Genomic DNA, 20,515 nt, shown 5'->3' on the forward strand with positions numbered 1-20,515 from the left:
TGCTTGGGCTGCATCCATCGCCGATCGAGGGCGGCGACGGCAACCGCGAGTTCCTTCTCGCCGCGATCAAGGACGCGGCATCGCCATGAGCGCGCGCTTCACCATCACAAGGCTCGGTTCGCAGGGCGACGGCATCGCCGGTGCCGATGGCGGTGAGGTCTTCATCCCGTTCACGCTGCCTGGCGAGACGGTCACCGCCGCGCGCCAGAAGGACCGCGCGACGCTGATGTCGGTTGTTGAGACTTCACCGCTTAGGGTTGATCCGCCCTGCCGCCACTTCACCGAATGCGGCGGCTGCGCGTTGCAGCATTTCGAGGCCGACGGCTACCGGCAGTGGAAACGCGAACGGGTGGTGCAGGCGCTCAAGATCAAGGGCATCGCTGGTCAGATCGACGCGCTGGTGCCCTGCGCGCCGCCCACGCGCCGCCGCGTCGTCTTCAGCGCTCGGCGCACCGAGGCCGGCATGCTGCTCGGTTTCGTGCGCGCGCTCTCCTCCGAGATCATTCCTATCGAGGAATGCCCGATCTCGCTGCCGGCAATCGTTGATGCGCTCGATCCTTTGCGAAGACTGGCAGGACTGGTCTGCGCGACGCCGAAAGCCTTCCACATGACCGTCACCGCCACGGCGTCCGGCCTCGATGTCGCCGTCCATGACGCGGGCAAGCTCGGCGAAAACCAGCGCCGCATCGCTTCCAATTTTGTGATTGCCGCGGGCCTGGCGAGGCTTTCGATCGACGGCGAGGTGATCGTGGAGCCGAAGAAGCCGGTGGTGCAGTTCGGCTCGGTCGCCGTCGCCCTGCCGCCCGGCGCCTTCCTTCAGGCGACGGAGGCCGCCGAGCAGACGATGGCCGGTCTCGTCTGCCAGCACCTGTCGCGTGTCAAGAAGATCGCCGACCTGTTCGCCGGCTGCGGCAGCTTCGCGCTCCGGCTGGCGGCGAAGTCGGAAGTGCATGCCGTGGAGGGAGACGCCCCAGCGCTGGCCGCGCTCGACCGTGCTTTCCGCTTCGCCAGCGGCTTGAAGCGCGTGACCAGCGAGCGTCGCGACCTCTTCCGCAGGCCGCTGACCTTCAAGGAGTTGAGCGGCTTCGACGGCCTCGTCTTCGATCCACCGCGCGCCGGCGCGGAGGATCAGTCCAAGCAGATCGCCCGCTCAGACGTGCCGCTGGTCGCGGCCGTCTCCTGCAATCCGACGACGCTGGCGCGGGATCTGCGCATCCTCATCGACGGCGGCTATCAACTGAAGAGCGTGACGCCGATCGACCAGTTCCTGTGGTCGCCGCATGTCGAGGCCGTCGCGCTGCTGGAGAAGCCGAAGCGGCGCCGGTAGTCCGCGAGAGCCGGTTCGCAAGAAACTTGAAGCCTCTCTTTTCCGAAATTTGCGCCCTAAAGCCGCCTTCTTGCAGGTCTTAGTTTTGCGCTGTTAGGGAAACATTCCTGCTCTTTCGGCGTTACTGAAATAAGCGGATGGCGGATGGCGGATAACGGACAGCGCATTGCCATGCAGACGCTTCTAAAATTCCTCAGCCTCATCGTTCTCATCGCTTTTGGCGCCGCGTCCGCGACCGGTGCGCTCGCGCAAGAGCAAAAACGCCTCGCCTTCGTCATCGGCAACGGCGCCTATCAGTCCGGCGAGCTCGCGACTGCCGCCAATGACGCCGGCCTGATCGCGCAGACCTTGCAGGCGGCAGGGTTCGACGTCGTCGGCGCGCGCGATGTCGATCAGGACTCGCTGCGCGGCGCGCTGCGCGATTTTCTCGGCAAGGTTTCCGCCGCCGGTCCCGATGCGGTCGTCTTCGTCTATCTTGCCGGCCACGGCGTGCAGTTCGAGGGGGAGAACTACTTTCTCCCAGTCGATGCCCAGATCGCCAGTCCCGCCGACGTGCCGCTTCAGGCGATGCGGCTCTCCGATGTCACCCGGTCGTTGGCCGGATTGCCGACGAAGGTAAACATCGTCGTGCTCGCCGCGGCGCGGCCCAATGCCTTGCCGAAGATGAGCCAGCCCCTGGCCGGTGGTCTCGCGCTTGTCGATCCCGACCCGAACATGCTGATTGCGTTCAACGCGGCTCCGGGAACGGTCGCGCCGGAAGGCAAGGGCCCTTACGGCGCCTATGCCCAGGCGCTCGCCGAAATGATACGCGAGGGCGGGTTGTCGCTTGACGAGGTGTTCGACCGCACGCGGCTGCGCGTCAACGAGATGACGCAAGGCGCGGAAGTGCCGTGGCATGCCTCGAAGATCACCGCGCCTTTTGTCTTCTTCGACCGTGCCGCGGACGCGCCCGCGCCAAAGGTTTCGGAGGCCGAATCCCGGTCCAACCGGACCAGGGCGATCCGCGATTTCAACGCTCGTGACGCTTATGTCGCGGCTCTCGACCGCGATACGATGCGCGGCTACGAGGATTTCCTAGTCGCCTATCCACATGATCCGATGGCTGAGCGCGTGCGCGCCATTGTCGCTGCGCGGCGCGAGGCGATCACCTGGCGCGAGACCTGGCTGGAGGACACGCCGGAAGCCTACTGGTCTTATCTGCGGCGCTATCCGCGTGGTCCGCATGCCTGGGACGCACGACGGCGGCTCGAACATTTCGACGCTGCCCTGGAGCCGCCGGAGGAGTTCACCGTCTATGAGTATGATTTGCCGCCGCCGCCGGAGGAGGAAATCATCTATATCGACCGGCCGGTGCTCTATTTCGACGATCCCGATTTCGACTTCGAACCGCCGCCGCCGATCACGGTGATCTTCCTGCCGCCGCCGCCGCCGGATTTCATTGTGCTTCCGCCACCTCCGCCGCCGGTCGACGTCTTCATCCTGCCGACGCCGGTATTCGTGCCGATCCCCGTATTCATCAACCCGCCGCGCCACGTCGTGCCGCCGCCGAACGCCATCATCTTCAACAACATCCACAACACGACGGTCATCAACACCATCAACACGACGATCAAAAACGAGACCATCGATCGGGCCGCGCAGCCGAGCGCCCGTGTTCAGCTTGACCGCCGTACAGCCCAGAAAACGATGGAAGGCGCCGTTGGTGGCCGCGCCGATGCGCTGGCGGCCAAGGTTCCCCTGCCGCCGCTTCTGCAGAAGAGGGCGGCCAAGTTCCGTCAGGCCACATCCAATCAGCAGCAACAGGGCGCCCTGCCGCCGAAGCCTGGTCAGCGTGTTATCCAGCGCCAGCAGCCTGACACCTCGCCGGAGACCTCGTCCAGAACCGGCAAGCTCTCAACCGATCACGCTTTGCCCGGAGCCGATGGCAAGAGGCTGCCGCTGGTCAACGGCAAGCCGGCGCCCGACGGCCAGAACTTGCGCGGCAACAAATTGAAGAGGCAACCCGGCAGGCAAGGCATCTCGGGCGGCAACCAAGAGGCGATCGGAAATGCCGGTCCTGACCGGACCGGGAAGCAGGACACAGATCGGAAGAGGGGTAAAAAGCTCCGCAACCTGCCCGCCGTCAACGGCATGCCGGCCGACAACGGGCAGAGCGCGCGGGAGAAGTTCAGGCAGAACAATCCCAAGGCATTATCCGAACGGAGCGGTGGCAAGCCGAGGAAGCTGACGCGCAAGGATTTGTCCGCAGGCCAGTCCGTGGTCGAACCGAACGAACAAGGTTCGGCCGCCGCGAGCGACAAGGGCAGGAAGGTCCGCAAGCTGCCTACCGTCAACCGGATGCCGGCCGAGAACCGGCCGAGCGTGCGCGAGCGGCTCAGAAAGAACACCCCCGAAATGTTCTCCGATGACAACCAGGGCTCGGCCAAGAGCAAGAAGTTCCGCAGACTGCCGACCGTTAGTGGTGGGCCAACCGACAATGGACCGGCCGTGCAGAAGCGGCTCAGGAGGAACAGTCCGACCCTGTTCTCCGACGAGAATCAGGGCTCGGCCAGCGGGAACGACAGGCGCAGGACGCTGCGCCGGCTGCAGAACGAAGAAGGTTCCGCCGGCCGGGATGTCACCGTCCAGCGCAATTTCAAAGTCAACAGGCCGAACGACAATGCGCAGCGCCAGTTCAGGCAGGAAAGGCCTAACGAGCAGGTGCTGCGGCGGCAGAGATCGGAGCCTCGCTCGGAATTGCGTTCGCAGCCGAGGCCGCAGATGCAAGAGCGGAGTGTCCCCCGGGAGAAGCCGCAGCGCAAGAAGAAGCTCTCTTGCGGACAGCAGGGCGAGCCGGCCTGCAACCAGTAGGCCGGCGCGTACCTCTGCGAGCCGATTTTTCGGCCATGAACGTGGAAGGCAGAGGCGCCGGTCCGCGCGTATCAATCGTCAGAAACGGAATGCCTCGGCTGTCGAGGCCGCTCGGTTGAGCCTGGCGGCATCCGTCAGGTTTTCGGCGTGCCGCCGCGCTGATTGATCGAGACCCAAATATTCGAGTTCTGCTGCGACTGGCGCTTCAGGAAATAATAGCCGGTCGCGTTCCAGGGCCGGACTTCGTCGACCAGATTGTCGAGCACGAGATCGCCCTTGTCGGTCTTCACGGTCAGGATGGTGTGGCCTTCGTTGTTCAGGTCGCGCACCACCGTCATCAGCAGCGCCTGGCGGGGAAATCCCGCTTCCATGAGAAGCTTGCGCTTGTAGAGCGCGTAGATCTTGCAGTCGCCCTTGCCGTCCACCGGATAGTCCCAGTGGTCCATCATCGTGCCCCAGTGATCATAGTTGCTGACGGGCTTGATGGCGCGGTTCGCCTTCTGGTTTATGCGCTTGAGGGTTCGCATGTTCTGTGCGGTCAGCTTGACGTTCGCCGGCTGCAGGGCAGGCACTTTGCACTCTTTCGGCCGGCGGTGGCAGAAATCGATCCAGCCATAAGGGACGCTGGTACGTCCTCCAACTGTGGCGGAGCGCAGGTCGACCGGACTCGATGGCCGTTTGAACAATGTCGACTGCGCCGCCGCCGTGTCGACGCAAAGCGACGTCACACCGATCAATGAGCAAAGGCCAAGGAGGAATGAAGAGGTCAGGACGCCAGGGGAACGCAGCACTGCCAACACCACCGCAACGAGAAGACTGCTGATAGTTAAGTCGGAAGCGTCGGCCAAAGCAATTGAACAATTAATAATCTGCTAACACGATTTGTTCGCGCTCCGGCGGGTAGCTAGGTATGAGCTTTCCGGCCGGATCGAGGTGACCGTTCAGGATGGTCGTCGTCAGGTATCTGACGACAAGGTTGGGATCAATTGCGAGCATGGCGCCGCCGCGCTTCGGCAAAGACACTCGCGTTCATCTCTTCAAGCGTCTTCGGCTTGCCGCGGTGCGGCAGCAGGCCAACCACGTCTTCCGGTCGCGTCGGGGTGAAGGCCGGCACTTGCTTCAGAAGAACACCGTCTGGTGTGTCTTCGACCTGCAGACGTGTGCCCGCACCCCAGTCCCTCCGTTTCCGGATCGCGCTGGGGAGGATCACTTGTCCCTTGGTCGAGACGGTGGTTATGAGTTTTTCGGCACCAGCCATCGCAAGCTTACCCCGTGTAAGACACAGGTAAGATACTCAAGCGGCGGAGTGCTATTCAAACCTGCCGGATTGAGCGTGCTCAAACCCTGGTGCCGCCCACCGTCATCTGGTTCATCCTCAGATGCGGCTGGCCGACCCCGACCGGCACGCCCTGTCCGGCCTTGCCGCACATGCCGATGCCGTTGTCGAGTTTCATGTCATTGCCGACCATGGTGACGCGGTGCATGGCGTCGGGCCCGTTGCCGATCAGCATTGCGCCCTTGATCGGCTGCGTCACCTTGCCGTCCTCGATCATGTAGGCCTCGGTGCAGCCGAACACGAACTTGCCTGAGGTGATGTCGACCTGGCCGCCGCCGAAAGAGACGGCATAGATGCCGTTCTTGACCGAGGCGATGATCTCTTCCGGCGCGGTATCGCCCGAGGTCATGTAGGTGTTGGTCATGCGCGGCATCGGCTGGTGGGCATAGCCTTCGCGCCGGCCGTTGCCGGTCGCCTTCATGCCCATCAGCCGCGCATTCTGGCGGTCCTGCATGTAGCCGACCAGCTTGCCGTCCTCGATCAGCACATTGCGCGCCGAAGGCGTGCCTTCGTCGTCCACGGTAAGCGAGCCGCGCCGCTCGGCGATGGTGCCGTCATCGACGACGGTGACGCCCTTTGCCGCTACTTGGCTGCCCATCAGGCCGGCGAAGGCGGATGTTTTCTTGCGGTTGAAGTCGCCCTCGAGGCCATGGCCGACAGCCTCGTGCAGCATCACGCCCGGCCAGCCGCTGGAAAGCACGATGTCGAATGTGCCTGCCGGCGCCGGAACGGCCTCCAGATTGACCAGCGCCTGTCGCAGCGCCTCGCGCGCGGAGTGCTTCCAACTCTCCTCGGTGAGGAACTCGCCAAAGCTCTTGCGGCCGCCCATTCCGTAGGAGCCGCTCTCCTGGCGGTCGCCATCGCCGACCACCACCGAGACGTTCATCCTGACCAGCGGGCGGATATCGCGCACCGCCTGGCCGTCGCCGCGCACGATCTCGACATGCTGCCACGAGGCGGCGAGCGAAGCCGTCACCTGGCGCACGCGCGGATCGGCGGCGCGCAGCCAGGCGTCGATCTCCTGCAACAGCTTCGCCTTGGCCTCGAAACTGGGCGAGGTGATGGGATTCTCGTCGCCGTAAAGGTGGCGATTGGTGCGCGCGGGCGCTGCGGCAAGCGTTCCGGAATAGCCGCCCTTCACCGCGGAGACGGCATCGGCGGCGCGCAGCAGCGAGGCTTCCGACAGGTCGCTCGAATGGGCATAGCCGCTCGCCTCGCCGGCGACGGCGCGCAGCCCGAAACCCTGGTCGGTGTTGAAATTCGCCGTCTTCAGCCGGCCGTTGTCGAACATCAGCGCTTCGTTCTCGCTGTATTCGAGGAACAACTCGCCGTCGTCGGCGCCCTTGATGGTATCGGCGACGATCTCTTTGACGCGGTCGTCGGAAATGTCGAATTGGCCGATCAGGCTGTTCATGGCAGGGCTGTCCGCTGGCGGTTTCGCATTCCCCCGATGTAGGGGCGAAGTGAGGTCAAGACAATCGCCGGCCTTCACACGCGATCGTCATCGCCCCGAGCCGACTGGCGGCCGCGTTGCCGCCGCTGGACTTAGGGCAGAGCCGAGAAGCCTTCGGCGAATCCCTTCAGATCGACCGGAATGCCGATGCCTTCCTCCGGCGTCTGGAACACGATGAAGGTGGCCGACGTGCCGTTCTTCAGCGTGTCGAGCAGTGGCTTCTCGAGGATCACTTCCGCGTAGCAGCCGTCCTGGAAGCAGCGCACGAAATAGGCGCGGCCGATGTCCTTGCCGTCGACATTGAGGCCGAGCCCGTTGGGCAGGAGCACGCCGAGCGGTGCCAGCACCCGCAGGATCTCCGCCTTGTTGTCGGCGGTGCGCAGCACCACGACGGAAAGCCCCATCTCCGGACGGTCCTCGGCGACGACGTTCTGCATCATCACGCATTGCTCGGAGGTTGCGCCGGCCGGCGTGTCGCAGATGATCGACCACGCGCCATGCGTCGACTTGACCGTGCCGCTGGGCGGCGCCGCGGTCTGCGGTGGCGCGGCGTTCGCCACACTGGCGCTAAGCGAGGCGGCAAGGAAGATAACCTTCGCCAAGGGTCTCGAAAGCCAGGAAGTCATAACGGCTCCATTGCGAATCACGGCACTTTAAGCTGCGCCAAGGCCAAGTAAAGGACGAGACCGTCGCCAGCCCGCCCAGATACCGGCAATTACGCGCTTTTCCAGAGCAAATTCGCCCGAATTGCGACCGCCCGGCGCGGGGGCGGCGATGGTCGGGGATGCCCTTCGGGCTGCGCGCAAAAATGCCGCACGGTTTCGCCCGCTCCTTCCTTGCGGAGGGAAATAGAGTATGGTTTGAACCACCTTAGGGACAGACCGGGATTCCCCATCCCGGCGTCGTTCGTTATTGGTGCGATCCGATTGCAGGAAGTGGGAGACGAGAGGGCGATGAGAAAATTCATGGCAAGCGCCAGACTTCTGGCAGGTGCTGCGGCCGCGGGCACGCTCCTCTCCAGCGCATCCGCCTATGCGGATCAGCCGCGGCCATGGGAAACCGCCTTCCAGGCGCCTGCGACCGACATGATGCGGCAGATCGAATGGTTCGGAAACTACACCTTCGTATTCATCGTGGTCATCACCCTGCTGGTGCTGGTCCTGCTCGCCTATGTCATCCTGCGGTTCCGCGCGAGCGCCAACCCGGTTCCTTCCCGGACCAGCCACAACACGCTGATCGAGGTGATCTGGACCGTCGGCCCGGTCATCGTGCTGCTGCTCATCGCCATCCCCTCGTTCCAACTGCTCACCGCGCAGTATACCCCGCCGGAAGAAGCCAAGCTGACCGTCAAGGCGACCGGCAACCAATGGAATTGGGACTACGAATACCAGGTCGACAAGAGCTTCTCCTTCAACTCGGCGATCCTTCAGGACGGTGACCGCGCCAAGGCCGGCAAGGAAGACCGCAACCTCTATCCGCGCCTGCTCGCCGTCGACAATGAGCTGGTGGTGCCGGTCAACACCATGACCCGTGTGCTGATCACCGCCACCGACGTCATCCACTCCTTCGCCGTGCCGTCCTTCGGCATCAAGATGGATGCCGTGCCCGGCCGCACCAACGAGACCTGGTTCAAGGCGGAGAAGGAAGGCCTCTATTACGGCCAGTGCTCGCAGCTCTGCGGCAAGGATCACGCCTTTATGCCGATCGCGGTTCGCGTCGTCTCCGACGCGCAGTTCAAGACCTGGCTGGAGACGGCCAAGACCGACGTGCCCGCCGCCAACAAGGCGCTGATGGCCGAGATCGATGGTACCAACAAGGTAGCGGCCGCCGGCAACTGACGCCGCGGGTTAGCAAGAATTAGGGAACGGAGCGGAATATGGCAGAGGCTGCAGCTCACGACCACCACGACCACAGGCCGCATGGCTGGGTCCGCTGGGTCTACTCGACCAACCACAAGGACATCGGCACGCTCTACCTGATCTTCGCGATCATGGCCGGGATTATCGGCGGCGCGCTTTCGGTCGCCATCCGCATGGAGCTGCAGGAGCCCGGCATCCAGATCTTCAGCGGTCTGGCGCAGATGGTCTACGGCATGCAGGGTGATGCCGCCATCGACGGCGGCAAGAGCATGTACAATGCCTTCGGCGCCGCGCACGGACTGATCATGATCTTCTTCATGGTGATGCCGGCGCTCATCGGCGGCTTCGCCAACTGGATGGTGCCGATCATGATCGGCGCGCCGGACATGGCCTTCCCGCGCATGAACAACATCTCTTTCTGGCTGCTGCCGCCGGCCTTCCTCCTGCTGCTCGGCTCGATGTTCGTACCGAGCGCGCCCGGCGCCTTCGGCGTCGGCGGCGGCTGGACGATCTATCCGCCGCTCTCGACATCCGGCCAGCCTGGCCCCGCGATGGACCTTGCGATTCTGTCGCTCCACATCGCCGGCGCCTCGTCGATTCTCGGTGCGATCAATTTCATCACCACCATCTTCAACATGCGCGCGCCTGGCATGACCATGCACAAGATGCCGCTGTTCGCCTGGGCGGTGCTGATCACGGCCTTCCTGCTGCTCTTGTCGCTGCCGGTCCTGGCGGGCGCCATCACCATGCTGCTCACCGATCGCAACTTCGGCACCGCCTTCTTCGTGCCGGACCAGGGCGGCGACCCGCTGCTCTTCCAGCACCTGTTCTGGTTCTTCGGCCATCCCGAGGTGTACATCCTGATCCTGCCGGGCTTCGGCATCGTTAGCCATATCGTCTCGACCTTCTCGAAGAAGCCGGTCTTCGGCTATCTCGGCATGGCCTACGCCATGGTCGCGATCGGCGCCGTCGGCTTCATCGTCTGGGCGCACCACATGTACACGACCGGCCTGTCGCTCGACACGCAGCGCTATTTCGTGTTCGCCACCATGGTCATCGCGGTTCCGACGGGCGTGAAGATCTTCTCCTGGATCGCCACGATGTGGGGCGGCTCGATCTCCTTCAAGCCGCCGATGCTGTGGGCGCTGGGCTTCATCTTCCTGTTCACGATCGGTGGCGTCACCGGCGTTCAGCTGGCAAATGCCGGCCTCGACCGCTCGCTGCACGACACCTATTTCGTGATCGCCCACTTCCACTACGTGCTGTCGCTGGGCGCCGTGTTCGCCATCTTCGCCGGCTGGTACTACTGGTTCCCGAAGATGACCGGCTACATGTACTCGCCGGTGATCGCCAACACCCACTTCTGGGTCACCTTCGTCGGCGTCAACCTGATCTTCTTCCCGCAGCACTTCCTCGGCCTTGCCGGGATGCCGCGCCGCACTGTCGACTATCCGGATGCGTTTGCCGGCTGGAACATGATCTCGTCCTACGGCTCCTACATCGCCGCCGTCGGCGTTGCGATCTTCCTCTATGGCGTGTTCGAGGCCTTCCAGAAGAAGCGCGTCGCGGGCGCCAATCCGTGGGGCGAGGGTGCCACCACGCTCGAATGGCAGCTGCCGTCGCCGCCGCCGTTCCACCAGTGGGAACAGCTGCCGAAGATCAAGTAAGGCCGCAGATACAGGACCGCCTGCTCGCCCGGCGGTCTTGGCCAACGGAATGATGGACTTTAAGTACGCATGGCCCTTGCCGACCACAAATTGATGGAGGAAGTTGGCTTTCGCATGTCGGAAGCCACCGCGGGCGATTTCTTCGCCCTCCTCAAGCCGCGCGTGATGTCGCTGGTCGTCTTCACGGCCTTTGTCGGCATGGTCGCGGCGCCGGTCGCCATCAATCCGCTGCTGGCGGTGATCGCGATCCTGGCGATTGCCATCGGCGCCGGCGCCTCGGGCGCGCTCAACATGTGGTACGACGCCGATATCGACGCGGTGATGACCAGGACAGCGAGCCGTCCGGTGCCGGCCGGGCGCGTCACGCCGGGTGAGGCGCTGAGCTTCGGGCTCGTGCTCTCCGCGCTGTCGGTGATGACGCTGGGCGTGCTCATCAACTGGCTGTCGGCGGCGCTTCTTGCCTTCACCATCTTCTTCTACGCCGTGATCTACACGATGTGGCTGAAGCGCTGGACGCCGCAGAACATCGTCATCGGCGGCGCCGCCGGCGCCATCCCGCCGGTGATCGGCTGGGCGGCGGTGACCGGATCGGTCAGCCTCGAAAGCCTGATTCTTTTCCTGATCATTTTCCTGTGGACGCCGCCGCATTTCTGGGCGTTGGCGCTGTTCAAGTCGGACGACTACGCCCGCGCCGGCATCCCGATGATGCCGAACGTCGCCGGACACGCCTCGACCCGCCGCCAGATCTTTGCCTACGCGCTAGTCCTGGCGCCGGTCGGCGTGTTGCCATGGCTGCTCGGCTACACCACCGCCGCCTATGGAGCGGTTTCCGTTCTGCTCGGCCTGGGCTTCGTCTGGTATGCCTGGAAGGTGCTGGGCATGAGCGATGCCGACCGCGCGATGAAGCCGGCCAAGGCGCTGTTCGGCTTTTCGCTGCTCTATCTCTTCGCAATCTTTGCCGCCTATCTCGTCGACAGCGTGGTCGGGCGTGCCCTCGTCATGGGGGGAGCATGATCGTGGCCGACAAGAACCTCGAACTGGTCACCTTGACCGAACGCCAGCGGAAGGCGCGGCGCAGCCGCTCCGTTGCCATCGGCGTCGCGCTGGCCGCGCTCGTCATCATCTTCTACATCGCCACCATCGTGCGCTTCGGCCACCATGCCTCCGGCCTGATACCGACGAATTTGATGTGAGGCGGCGATGAGCGGCGAGACCGGACCCATCGGGAAGAACAGCAACCGCATCGTCGTGGCGGTCTGCCTTGCCTTCTTCACCGGCATGGTCGGCATGGCCTATGCGGCGGTCCCGCTCTACAAGATGTTCTGCCAGGTCACCGGCTATGGCGGCACGACGCAGCGCGTCGAGAAGCAATATGCCGGTCGCGTGCTCGACCGCGACATCACCATCCGCTTCGACGCCAACACCAACGGCATTCCGTGGCAGTTCGAGCCCGTCGCGCGCTCGGTGACGATCAAGATCGGCGAGACCACGCAGGCGCATTACAGCGCCACCAACAAGTTCGATCGCCCCATCACCGGGCGCGCCTCCTTCAACGTGCAGCCGGAAATGGCCGGCGCCTATTTCAACAAGGTGGAGTGCTTCTGCTTCACCGACACGACGCTCAAGCCCGGTGAGACGCTGGACATGCCGGTCGTGTTCTATGTCGATCCAGACATCGTCAACGTGCCGGAACTGAAGGACTTGAAGACCATCACCCTGTCCTACACCATGTTCCCGGTCGAAAAGAAGCAGCCAGTCGCGTCGTCCGCGCCGGCCGCTGGCAGCAGCAACAAAGTTCCAGATTCCGAAGCAAGCCTCGGGGGTTGATATGGCAGACGCGCACGCAAAACCGAACCACGACTACCATCTCGTCAATCCCAGCCCTTGGCCTTTCCTGGGCTCGATCGGCGCATTGGTCACGGCCGTCGGCGGCGTTTGCCTGATGCAGTATCTGAAGGCCGGCAGCTTCCCAATATTCGGCCACAACATCGCCAATCCGTGGCTGTTTTTCATCGGCCTGATCATCGTGCTCTACACGATGTTCGCCTGGTGGTCGGACACCATCAAGGAAGCGCATGAGGGCCACCACACGCGCGTCGTTTCGCTGCACCTGCGCTACGGCATGATCATGTTCATCGCCTCCGAGGTGATGTTCTTCGTCGCCTGGTTCTGGGCCTTCTTCGACGCCAGCCTATTCCCGGGCGAGGCCGCGCAATATGCCCGCACCACCTTCACGGGCGGCGTTTGGCCGCCAAAAGGTCTGGAGGTTCTCGATCCCTTCCACCTGCCGCTCTACAACACCATCATCCTGCTTTTGTCGGGCACGACGGTGACCTGGGCGCACCACTCGCTGCTGCACGGCGACCGCAAGGGCCTGATCAACGGCCTGATCCTAACCGTCGGCCTCGGCATGCTGTTCACCATGGTGCAGGCCTACGAGTACATGCACGCTCCGTTCGGCTTCAAGGACTCGATCTACGGCGCCACCTTCTTCATGGCGACTGGCTTCCACGGCTTCCACGTCATCATCGGCACCATCTTCCTGCTCGTCTGCCTGATCCGGGCGATGCGGGGCGATTTCACCCCGAAGCAGCATTTCGGCTTCGAGGCGGCCGCCTGGTACTGGCATTTCGTCGACGTGGTCTGGCTGTTCCTGTTCACCGCGATCTATGTCTGGGCCTCGAGCGGCGCGGTAATCGAAGCCCACTGAGACCCTTTGGATTGAGTTCACGAGGCGGCTGCGGCGACGTGGCCGCCTTATCTTTTTGACCGAACGGGTCTACGGTGCTGACATGAGCGAAGACAAGGCGATCTGGCCACCCGTCGACCCGATCTCGGCCGGGCTGCGCGGCCATTGCCCGCGCTGCGGCGAGGGCAAGCTGTTCTCCGGCTTCCTCACCGTCGGCAAGCGCTGCTATAATTGCGGCCTCGACTATTCCTTTGCCGATGCCGGCGACGGTCCGGCGGTCTTCGTCATCCTCATCATCGGCTTCATCGTCGTCGGCCTGGCGCTGTGGATGGAAGTGACGCTGAGCCCGCCGCTCTGGCTGCATTTCATTTTGTGGATACCGCTGGCGCTGGTGCTGAGCCTGGCGGCGCTGCGCCTGATCAAGGGCGTGCTGATCACCCTGCAATATTCCAAGAAGGCCGCGGAAGGCAGGCTGGACAGCGGCCAATGAGCGATGCGACCTCCTCGACTGCCGGCGCTTCGCGGCCGCGCTCGGCACTGCTGCTTGGGCTCGGCCTTGTCCTGTTCGCCATTCTCCTCGGCCTCGGCACATGGCAGGTCCAGCGCTTGCACTGGAAGGAAGGGCTGATCGATACCATCGACAAGCGCACCCATGCGGCACCGTTGCCACTGACCGATGTCGAGAAAGAATTCGCCGCCACACACGATGTCGACTACACGCCGGTTACGGTGACCGGCACTTTCCTGCACCAGGGCGAACGACATTTCTTCGCCACTTGGGAAGGCGACACGGGCTTCAATGTCTACACGCCCCTGCGGCTCGACGACGGCCGCTTCGTACTCGTCAACCGCGGCTTCGTGCCTTACGATCTCAAGGATCCGGCCAAGCGGAAGCAGGGCGAGGTCGCCGGCACGGTGACGGTGACCGGGCTTGCCCGCAATCCGCTGCCCGAAAAACCCTCGATGATGCTGCCCGACAACGACGTCGCCAAGAACATCTTCTACTGGAAGGACCGCGACGTCATGGCCTCGAGCGCCGGTCTGCCAGCGGGAGCCGTGCTGGTGCCCTTCTTCATCGATGCCGACAAGACTCCTAACCCCGGCGGTCTGCCGGTCGGCGGCGTCACCATCATCGATCTGCCGAACAACCACCTGCAATATGCCGTCACCTGGTATGGCCTTGCCGCCGCCCTTGCCGCGGTGCTGATCCTCAGGCTTCGCCGCCCGGCGAAGGAGGAGTGAGCGCCGCTCTTGACAGGGCAGGGGTGCACGCCTCATTTCGCCTTCAGCTTTCCGACTGAACCGGCCCGTTTTGATGATTGAAAAAAAGCCACCGCTGACGATCAGGCTTTGCCAGCCGCGCGGCTTCTGCGCCGGCGTCGACCGCGCCATTCAGATCGTCGTGCTGGCGCTGAAGAAATACGGCGCGCCGGTCTATGTCCGCCATGAGATCGTGCACAACCGCTACGTCGTCGAGGGGCTGCAGAGCCTGGGCGCGGTGTTCATCGAGGAATTGTCCGAGATCCCACCCGAGCATCGTCAGTCGCCGGTCGTCTTTTCCGCGCATGGGGTGCCAAAATCGGTGCCGGCCGACGCCGAGGCGCGCAACCTGTTCTACCTCGATGCCACCTGTCCGCTGGTGTCGAAGGTGCACAAGCAGGCGATGCGGCACCAGCGGCTCGGCCGCCATGTGCTCCTGATCGGCCATGCCGGCCATCCGGAAGTGATCGGCACGATGGGCCAGTTGCCGGAAGGAGCCGTGACCCTTATCGAGACCGAGGCGGATGCGGCAAGCTTCGTGCCGGCAGACCCGGCGGCGCTTGGCTTTGTCACCCAGACGACGCTGTCGGTCGAGGACACCGCCGGCATCATCCGGGCGCTGCAAGAGCGTTTCCCCGAGCTTCACGCCCCGGCCGCCGAATCCATCTGCTACGCCACCACCAACCGCCAGGAGGCGGTGAAGGAGACGGCCGCCGGTGCCGACCTTTTCCTCGTCGTCGGCGCGCCGAACTCGTCCAACTCGCGGCGTCTTGTCGAAGTGGCGGAGCGCGCGGGCGCCGCGATGTCGCTTCTCGTGCAGCGGGCCTCCGAAATTCCGTGGGATGAGATCGGCAGGATTTCGACGCTCGGCCTGTCGGCCGGCGCCTCGGCGCCGGAAATCATCGTCGACGAGATCATCGACGCGTTCCGGCAACGCTTCGACGTCACCATCGATCTGGCCATCACGGCCACGGAAACGGAGGATTTTCCGGTGATGCGGGTGTTGCGCGATGTCGAACTGACGGCGGCTGACATGGCCTTCGTCAACGGAGCCGCGTAAACCCAGATGGCCGTCTACACCGACGTCAACGAAAACGAGCTCAGCGCGTTTCTGAAAGCCTATCCGGTGGGCGAGCTCCTGTCCTACAAGGGCATCGCCGAAGGGACCGAGAACTCGAATTTTCTCGTCCATGCTTCCACCGGTTCCTACATATTGACGCTCTACGAGAAGCGCGTCGACAAGGCCGATCTGCCCTTTTTCCTCGGCCTGATGGGCCATCTCGCGCGAAAAGGCATTTCCTGCCCGCTTCCGGTCACCGCGCATGACGGAACCGTCATCGGCACTCTCGCCGGGCGCCCGGCGGTCATCATCACCTTCCTCGAGGGCCTGTCGCTGAGGCGCCCGACGGCAGCGCATTGCGGCGAGGTCGGCAAGGCGTTGGCCGCGCTCCATCTCGCCGGGCGGGATTTCCCGATGAAGCGGCCGAACGCGCTTGCCATCGACGGCTGGCGCAAGCTCTGGGCGGCGTCGCGCGACCGCGCCGACGAGGTCGAGCTGGGGCTCGCGGCCGAAGTCGACGCGGACTTCCTCGATTTTGGGCGCAACTGGCCGACCCGCCTGCCACAAGGCATCATCCACGCGGATCTCTTCCCGGACAATGTCTTCTTCCTTGGCGAGAAGCTGTCGGGGCTGATCGATTTCTATTTCGCCTGCGACGACCTCTATGCCTATGATGTCGCCACGTGCCTCAACGCCTGGTGCTTCGAGAAGGACTTTTCCTTCAACCTCACCAAAGGGGCCGCGCTGCTTGCCGGCTACCAGTCGGTGAGGCCGCTTGAGGGCGAGGAAAAAGCGGCGCTGCCGATGCTGGCGCGCGGCTCGGCGCTACGCTTCATGCTGACCAGGCTCTATGATTGGCTGACCATTCCCAACGGCGGGCTGGTGATGAAGCGCGATCCGACCGAATATATCCGCCGCATGCGCTTCCACCGGGCGATTAAGTCTCCATCCGAATACGGACTGACATGAACAAGCAAATCGAGATCTTCACCGACGGCGCCTGCTCGGGCAATCCCGGGCCGGGCGGCTGGGGCGCGGTGCTGCGCTATAACGGCATCACCAAGGAGCTGTCGGGCGGCGAGGCCGAGACCACCAACAACCGCATGGAACTGCTTGCCGCCATCAGCGCGCTCGATGCGCTGAAGGAACCCTGCACGGTCGATCTCTATACCGACAGCAAATACGTCATGGACGGCATTTCCAAATGGATCCATGGCTGGAAGAAGAACGGCTGGAAGACCGGCGAGAGGAAGCCGGTCAAGAACGGTGAGCTCTGGCAGGCGCTCGACGAGGCCAACAGGCGACACAAGGTTATCTGGCATTGGGTGAAGGGCCATGCCGGCCACCCGGAGAACGAGCGCGCCGACGAACTGGCAAGGCAAGGCATGGCGCCGTTCAAGCCGAAGCAGGCGCGGCCGGCACCGGTTGCGGCTGCGCCGCAGAAGGCTGGTGCTCCGGCCAGGAAGCCCGCGCCCCGACGCTCGACCCAGAGCTATTGACGCGCCTGACGTTCTCTACCGGATCGCCAGCGCCGTGGAGAACAGGCCGAGGGCGAAGACCGTGTGCGAGACGAGGTTGAGCGCGCGCACCAGCATCGGGTTGGGCGTCCTGGATGCTGCCCAGCCGGCACCCATGCCGGGCGCCAGCAGGAACCAGCCGGCGCCGACGGTGACGATGCCGAGAACGAAGGCCGGCAGGAAGGTCGGCGCCGCCAGCCAGCCCGTTCCCGCCAGCACGACCAGGATCACGCCGTAGAGAATTCCGACGAGATAGTGGAATGCCCAGCCCAGCGCCTTTTCATGCGTATACGGCGCGGCCTGACTGATATCGTCATGGAAGACCTTCTCGGGCAGATGCCGGACCCAGCGGCCGACCATGCCCCAATTCGGCCGCGGCAGCCCGAACGCCTTGTTGAGGATAATCGCCCAGACGTCCATGAAGACCGTGGCGCCGATGCCGATCGCGATGGCGCGCCAGACAATGTCGAGCATCAGAGCTGCTCGAGGATTTTGGCCGCCCCGCTCTCGTCGACACCTGGCTTGGCTTCGACATTGAGAGCCACGACCTTGCTGTCATCGACGATCATCGAAAAGCGCTTCGAGCGCAGCCCCATGCCGTTCGCGGAAAGGTCATTGTCAAGTCCGACCGACTTGGCGAAGTCTCCGCTGCCGTCGGCGAGATAGAGGATCTTGCCTTCGCCACCGGTGAAACGTGCCCAGGCGCCCATGACATGGACGTCGTTGACCGAGACGACCGCGATAGTGTCGACGCCGCGCGCCACGATGGCGTCGTGGTTCTCGAGATAGCCCGGCAGATGATTGTTGCTGCAGGTTGGCGTGAAGGCGCCGGGAACGCCGAACAGCACCACCTTCTTGCCGGCGAAAATCTCGGCGCTGGTCATCGGCTTGGCGCCATCGGCGGTCATCACCTTGAAAATCGCTTCGGGCAGTTTTTCGCCAACCGAAATGGTCATGGTTTCCTCGTTTGGGAGATTGGGAAGGATCTGTGCCTGCGATATCGAACCGGGCCGCATTCCGCAACCGTTCAGAGCAATGCCAGGAAAAGTGCCCAGCGGTTTTCCATCCGCAATTGCGGCTCCACGACGAATTGGCTCAAGGGAAAGGCAGCAATCCGTCCACCGCACCTTCGGCGCTTGTCAGCGTGTAGTAGAGCCCGCCGTCCGTGGGCGTCGCCGACGGCCGGTCGAGGATCGGCACGGTGAAAACAAGCTTGCCGTCCTTCTCGCTGCGCACCGGCGCGCCGAACATATAGTCGCGCTCCCCCGCGATGAAAAAGTCGACGGACTCGGCATCGCCGGGCGAATGCGCCTCGACGATGAGCGTCTCGTGATCGCCGGGCAGCACGCGGATGCCGAAATCAGATCGCGCCGGGCCGGGGAGCGTTGCAAGCGCAGTCTTCACCAGCGCCGCGTCGGTGGCGTTGTTCGGATCGGAAGCAGGATCGAGGCTGAGCCGCGTCTGCACCGGAATGCAGATCGTCTCGCATATGCCGAGAAAGACGTTGGCATCGATCGTCGCCGGCTGGTCGGGCGCCGACAGCGTGAAGGTCACCGGCAGCGATACGGGACGGTCATAGCCGGCCCATTTGCCGTAGCCGTCGTCGTGGCGCTGCGGCGGCGGAAACGACAGCTTTGCATCTGCGATGTTGGTGCTGGCCGAGATGTCGATCTGCGGCGGCACACCGGCGTCGCCGGGATCGCGCCAATAGGTTTTCCAGCCTGGCTTCAGCGCGATGTCGAGCACGCCGTGGATCTTGCCCGCCTCGTCCGGCTTGCCGCTGGTCACCAGCCTCACCTTGCCGCCTTCGCTGTTGTACCAGGCCGAGGATGATGCCTCGGCCGGCTGCCCCGCTGCCAGGCCGACGACGGCGCCGAGCGCCACAATATTCAGGTATCGCATGACGGTGATTTGATCGCCCGTTCTTGGCCGCGCAATGGTTTCATGTTCCTGCAGGTATCATATTTGCGTGACATCGGGCAGCCTGACCATCTTTTCGGCGCCGCGGAAACGGGTTACCCTCAGCTCCATGGACTTGTTGCGTCACAAAAAGAAGACGGCCGGACGCGGCTTTCTCGACGATCAGTTCCTGATTGCCATGCCCGGCATGAAGGACGACCGCTTCACGCGCTCCGTCATCTATATCTGCGCCCACAGCGACGAGGGCGCTATGGGCCTGATCATCAATCAAACGCAGCAGATGCTGTTCCCCGACCTTCTGGTGCAGCTTGGCATCGTGAACGAGCAGGAAGCAATCCGCTTGCCGGCGCATGCCCGCGATTTCGTCGTGCGCAATGGCGGGCCCGTCGACCGCAGCCGCGGCTTTGTGCTGCATTCCGGCGACTATCGCGTGGAATCTTCGCTCAACGTCTCCGACGACATCTGCCTGACCGCCACGGTCGACATCCTGCGCGCCATCTCGACGGGTCGCGGCCCGCGTCATGCGCTGATGGCGCTCGGCTATTCCGGCTGGGGCGCCGGCCAGCTCGAAAGCGAGATCGCCGAGAATGGCTGGCTGACCTGCCCGGCGACGCCTGAGCTGCTCTTCGACGCCGACATCGAGCGCAAATACGATCGCATCCTTGCCTCGATCGGCATCGATCTCGCCCATTTGAGCGTCGCCGCGGGGCACGCTTAAACGCCTTTGCTGCGGGATCAGTCGAACCCCGCCTTGGCTTCGTCATCACCTCCGAGGAATGGCGGCGCTCTGAGCGATTAGGGTGATGACGAGTTGGAAGGTCACCGCAGTTCGTAAGCACCGAAGCAAAGCCCTCTAAGCCTGCGTGAGCGGGTATTGCTCCCTCAGCGTCTTCAGCACCAGTTCGCCGGGCATCGGCGCGCCGAACATGAAGCTCTGGACATATTCGCAGCCCATCTGGCGCAGCTCCAGCGCGTCGCTCTCGTCGGAGATGCCTTCGGCGACGACCGACAGGCCAAGCTCATGGGCCATGTTGACCATGGACTTGAGCAGCACCGCACGTTTCGGCGTTGCGTCGTCGACGAAGCTCTTGTCGATCTTGATCGTGTCGAAGGGGAAGCGCGTCAGGTAGGAGAGCGATGAATAGCCGGTGCCGAAATCGTCGAGCGACAGTCCGATGCCGAGTTGCTTAAGCTTGGTCAGCACATGCGCGGTCTGCTCGGGATTGTCCATCACCAGCGATTCGGTGAGTTCGAGCCGGAAGCAGCGCGGCTTCAAGTTGGCCCGCGCAATGACGGAGCGCACGTCGCTGACCAGGTCGCGGCGGATGAGCTGCCGGCTGGAGAGGTTGACCGAAACCGACAGCGGCGCGTCGCCGATCTGCTTCTGCCAGGCCGCCAGATCCTCGGCCGCCTGCTGCATGGCGAACAGGCCGAGCTGCACGATCAGGCCGCAATTCTCAGCCACCTGGATGAAGTCTCCCGGCGGGATCATGCCGCGCCGCGGATGATCCCATCTGAGCAGCGCCTCGAAGCCGGCGACGCTGCCATCCTCCAGCCGCACGATCGGCTGGTAGGCA

The 20,515-nt window shown here is 63.8% G+C and carries 22 protein-coding genes; 14 read left to right on the top strand and 8 right to left on the bottom strand.

Annotation, left to right across the window (positions count from 1 at the left end; genetic code table 11):
• The first annotated feature begins 85 nt into the window (after positions 1-85).
• Together EOA75_RS10660 and EOA75_RS10665 are read left to right on the top strand one after the other, a co-directional pair.
• Positions 86-1,327, top strand: a complete 1,242-nt coding sequence (locus EOA75_RS10660; RefSeq protein WP_127324217.1) for a class I SAM-dependent RNA methyltransferase — start codon at positions 86-88, stop codon at positions 1,325-1,327.
• Positions 1,328-1,471: 144 nt separating this feature from the next.
• Entirely contained in the window at positions 1,472-4,177 is a 2,706-nt protein-coding gene (locus tag EOA75_RS10665; RefSeq protein ID WP_245466606.1) for a caspase domain-containing protein, read from the top strand.
• Between the two features lie 134 nt (positions 4,178-4,311).
• Here the strand turns inward: EOA75_RS10665 and EOA75_RS10670 are convergent, their stop codons facing one another.
• From EOA75_RS10670 to EOA75_RS10685, 4 genes are all read right to left on the bottom strand, one after another.
• Positions 4,312-4,980 carry a transglutaminase-like cysteine peptidase gene (locus tag EOA75_RS10670; RefSeq protein ID WP_348628657.1) on the bottom strand — a complete coding sequence of 223 codons (669 nt, stop codon included), beginning with the start codon at positions 4,978-4,980 and terminating at the stop codon, positions 4,312-4,314.
• A 179-nt stretch (positions 4,981-5,159) separates the two neighbouring features.
• Complete coding sequence (locus EOA75_RS10675; RefSeq protein WP_127324219.1) at positions 5,160-5,435, bottom strand: AbrB/MazE/SpoVT family DNA-binding domain-containing protein; 276 nt, start codon at positions 5,433-5,435, stop codon at positions 5,160-5,162.
• 79 nt (positions 5,436-5,514) lie between these two features.
• Positions 5,515-6,927 carry a metalloprotease TldD gene (gene tldD, locus EOA75_RS10680; RefSeq protein ID WP_127324220.1) on the bottom strand — a complete coding sequence of 471 codons (1,413 nt, stop codon included), beginning with the start codon at positions 6,925-6,927 and terminating at the stop codon, positions 5,515-5,517.
• A 131-nt stretch (positions 6,928-7,058) separates the two neighbouring features.
• Positions 7,059-7,592: an invasion associated locus B family protein gene (locus EOA75_RS10685; protein ID WP_066998026.1), complete on the bottom strand. Its 534-nt coding sequence runs from the start codon at positions 7,590-7,592 to the stop codon at positions 7,059-7,061.
• A 339-nt stretch (positions 7,593-7,931) separates the two neighbouring features.
• On the opposite strand from EOA75_RS10685, the gene coxB reads away from it, so the two are divergent.
• The 11 genes from coxB (at position 7,932) to rnhA (ending at position 17,000) form a co-directional block, all read left to right on the top strand.
• On the top strand, positions 7,932-8,804 hold the full coding sequence (gene coxB, locus EOA75_RS10690) for a cytochrome c oxidase subunit II (protein WP_245299655.1): 873 nt from the start codon (positions 7,932-7,934) through the stop codon (positions 8,802-8,804).
• Positions 8,805-8,842: 38 nt separating this feature from the next.
• Positions 8,843-10,492: a cytochrome c oxidase subunit I gene (ctaD, locus tag EOA75_RS10695; RefSeq protein WP_066998019.1), complete on the top strand. Its 1,650-nt coding sequence runs from the start codon at positions 8,843-8,845 to the stop codon at positions 10,490-10,492.
• A gap of 69 nt (positions 10,493-10,561) precedes the next feature.
• Complete coding sequence (locus EOA75_RS10700) at positions 10,562-11,506, top strand: heme o synthase (protein ID WP_127324221.1); 945 nt, start codon at positions 10,562-10,564, stop codon at positions 11,504-11,506.
• On the top strand, positions 11,503-11,685 hold the full coding sequence (locus EOA75_RS10705; RefSeq protein ID WP_066998013.1) for a hypothetical protein: 183 nt from the start codon (positions 11,503-11,505) through the stop codon (positions 11,683-11,685). Before EOA75_RS10700 ends, EOA75_RS10705 begins: the two co-directional genes overlap by 4 nt.
• Positions 11,686-11,692: 7 nt before the next feature.
• Positions 11,693-12,319 (top strand): cytochrome c oxidase assembly protein, encoded by a 627-nt coding sequence (locus EOA75_RS10710; protein ID WP_127246407.1) that lies wholly within the window; start codon positions 11,693-11,695, stop codon positions 12,317-12,319.
• 1 nt (position 12,320) lies between these two features.
• Positions 12,321-13,202: a cytochrome c oxidase subunit 3 gene (locus EOA75_RS10715; RefSeq protein WP_066998007.1), complete on the top strand. Its 882-nt coding sequence runs from the start codon at positions 12,321-12,323 to the stop codon at positions 13,200-13,202.
• An 82-nt stretch (positions 13,203-13,284) separates the two neighbouring features.
• Positions 13,285-13,671, top strand: coding sequence for a DUF983 domain-containing protein (locus EOA75_RS10720; RefSeq protein ID WP_067327857.1), 387 nt, complete (start codon positions 13,285-13,287; stop codon positions 13,669-13,671).
• On the top strand, positions 13,668-14,423 hold the full coding sequence (locus EOA75_RS10725; RefSeq protein WP_067327858.1) for an SURF1 family protein: 756 nt from the start codon (positions 13,668-13,670) through the stop codon (positions 14,421-14,423). Before EOA75_RS10720 ends, EOA75_RS10725 begins: the two co-directional genes overlap by 4 nt.
• 73 nt (positions 14,424-14,496) lie before the next feature.
• Positions 14,497-15,501: a 4-hydroxy-3-methylbut-2-enyl diphosphate reductase gene (gene ispH / locus EOA75_RS10730; RefSeq protein ID WP_067327859.1), complete on the top strand. Its 1,005-nt coding sequence runs from the start codon at positions 14,497-14,499 to the stop codon at positions 15,499-15,501.
• Positions 15,502-15,507: 6 nt separating this feature from the next.
• Positions 15,508-16,470, top strand: a complete 963-nt coding sequence (locus EOA75_RS10735; protein ID WP_067327860.1) for a homoserine kinase — start codon at positions 15,508-15,510, stop codon at positions 16,468-16,470.
• The gene (gene rnhA, locus EOA75_RS10740; protein WP_127324222.1) at positions 16,467-17,000 is read left to right on the top strand and encodes a ribonuclease HI; all 534 of its coding nucleotides are present in this window, start codon (positions 16,467-16,469) and stop codon (positions 16,998-17,000) included. The genes EOA75_RS10735 and rnhA overlap by 4 nt, the downstream gene beginning before the upstream one ends.
• A gap of 15 nt (positions 17,001-17,015) precedes the next feature.
• On the opposite strand, the gene EOA75_RS10745 is transcribed toward rnhA, so the two are convergent.
• The 3 genes from EOA75_RS10745 to EOA75_RS10755 all read right to left on the bottom strand — a co-directional run bounded on the left by EOA75_RS10745 (position 17,016) and on the right by EOA75_RS10755 (position 18,920).
• The gene (locus tag EOA75_RS10745) at positions 17,016-17,492 is read right to left on the bottom strand and encodes a DUF2938 domain-containing protein (protein ID WP_127324223.1); all 477 of its coding nucleotides are present in this window, start codon (positions 17,490-17,492) and stop codon (positions 17,016-17,018) included.
• A complete protein-coding gene (locus tag EOA75_RS10750) occupies positions 17,492-17,974 on the bottom strand; it encodes a peroxiredoxin (protein WP_095800347.1) in 483 nt (160 codons plus the stop codon). Before EOA75_RS10750 ends, EOA75_RS10745 begins: the two co-directional genes overlap by 1 nt.
• Positions 17,975-18,113: 139 nt before the next feature.
• A complete protein-coding gene (locus EOA75_RS10755; RefSeq protein ID WP_095800291.1) occupies positions 18,114-18,920 on the bottom strand; it encodes a protein-disulfide reductase DsbD domain-containing protein in 807 nt (268 codons plus the stop codon).
• Between the two features lie 127 nt (positions 18,921-19,047).
• Between EOA75_RS10755 and EOA75_RS10760 the strand changes: the two genes are divergently transcribed.
• Positions 19,048-19,656 carry a YqgE/AlgH family protein gene (locus EOA75_RS10760; RefSeq protein ID WP_127324224.1) on the top strand — a complete coding sequence of 203 codons (609 nt, stop codon included), beginning with the start codon at positions 19,048-19,050 and terminating at the stop codon, positions 19,654-19,656.
• A 135-nt stretch (positions 19,657-19,791) separates the two neighbouring features.
• On the opposite strand, the gene EOA75_RS10765 is transcribed toward EOA75_RS10760, so the two are convergent.
• On the bottom strand, positions 19,792-20,515 hold a 724-nt coding region (locus EOA75_RS10765), incomplete at its 5' end, for an EAL domain-containing protein (RefSeq protein WP_164747346.1).

This window comes from Mesorhizobium sp. M1A.F.Ca.IN.022.07.1.1 (assembly GCF_003997575.1).
Lineage (GTDB): Bacteria > Pseudomonadota > Alphaproteobacteria > Rhizobiales > Rhizobiaceae > Mesorhizobium.

Excerpts from the sequence above, each read along its gene's own strand:
- ispH (WP_067327859.1), top strand. The coding sequence starts at position 14,497 with ATGATTGAAAAAAAGCCACCGCTGACGATCAGGCTTTGCCAGCCGCGC.
- rnhA (WP_127324222.1), top strand. The coding sequence starts at position 16,467 with ATGAACAAGCAAATCGAGATCTTCACCGACGGCGCCTGCTCGGGCAAT.
- EOA75_RS10720 (WP_067327857.1), top strand. The coding sequence starts at position 13,285 with ATGAGCGAAGACAAGGCGATCTGGCCACCCGTCGACCCGATCTCGGCC.
- EOA75_RS10750 (WP_095800347.1), bottom strand. The coding sequence starts at position 17,974 with ATGACCATTTCGGTTGGCGAAAAACTGCCCGAAGCGATTTTCAAGGTG.
- EOA75_RS10735 (WP_067327860.1), top strand. The coding sequence starts at position 15,508 with ATGGCCGTCTACACCGACGTCAACGAAAACGAGCTCAGCGCGTTTCTG.
- EOA75_RS10755 (WP_095800291.1), bottom strand. The coding sequence starts at position 18,920 with ATGCGATACCTGAATATTGTGGCGCTCGGCGCCGTCGTCGGCCTGGCA.
- EOA75_RS10760 (WP_127324224.1), top strand. The coding sequence starts at position 19,048 with ATGGACTTGTTGCGTCACAAAAAGAAGACGGCCGGACGCGGCTTTCTC.
- ctaD (WP_066998019.1), top strand. The coding sequence starts at position 8,843 with ATGGCAGAGGCTGCAGCTCACGACCACCACGACCACAGGCCGCATGGC.
- tldD (WP_127324220.1), bottom strand. The coding sequence starts at position 6,927 with ATGAACAGCCTGATCGGCCAATTCGACATTTCCGACGACCGCGTCAAA.
- coxB (WP_245299655.1), top strand. The coding sequence starts at position 7,932 with ATGGCAAGCGCCAGACTTCTGGCAGGTGCTGCGGCCGCGGGCACGCTC.
- EOA75_RS10665 (WP_245466606.1), top strand. The coding sequence starts at position 1,472 with ATGGCGGATAACGGACAGCGCATTGCCATGCAGACGCTTCTAAAATTC.
- EOA75_RS10715 (WP_066998007.1), top strand. The coding sequence starts at position 12,321 with ATGGCAGACGCGCACGCAAAACCGAACCACGACTACCATCTCGTCAAT.
- EOA75_RS10705 (WP_066998013.1), top strand. The coding sequence starts at position 11,503 with ATGATCGTGGCCGACAAGAACCTCGAACTGGTCACCTTGACCGAACGC.
- EOA75_RS10685 (WP_066998026.1), bottom strand. The coding sequence starts at position 7,592 with ATGACTTCCTGGCTTTCGAGACCCTTGGCGAAGGTTATCTTCCTTGCC.
- EOA75_RS10700 (WP_127324221.1), top strand. The coding sequence starts at position 10,562 with ATGGCCCTTGCCGACCACAAATTGATGGAGGAAGTTGGCTTTCGCATG.
- EOA75_RS10725 (WP_067327858.1), top strand. The coding sequence starts at position 13,668 with ATGAGCGATGCGACCTCCTCGACTGCCGGCGCTTCGCGGCCGCGCTCG.
- EOA75_RS10660 (WP_127324217.1), top strand. The coding sequence starts at position 86 with ATGAGCGCGCGCTTCACCATCACAAGGCTCGGTTCGCAGGGCGACGGC.
- EOA75_RS10710 (WP_127246407.1), top strand. The coding sequence starts at position 11,693 with ATGAGCGGCGAGACCGGACCCATCGGGAAGAACAGCAACCGCATCGTC.
- EOA75_RS10745 (WP_127324223.1), bottom strand. The coding sequence starts at position 17,492 with ATGCTCGACATTGTCTGGCGCGCCATCGCGATCGGCATCGGCGCCACG.
- EOA75_RS10675 (WP_127324219.1), bottom strand. The coding sequence starts at position 5,435 with ATGGCTGGTGCCGAAAAACTCATAACCACCGTCTCGACCAAGGGACAA.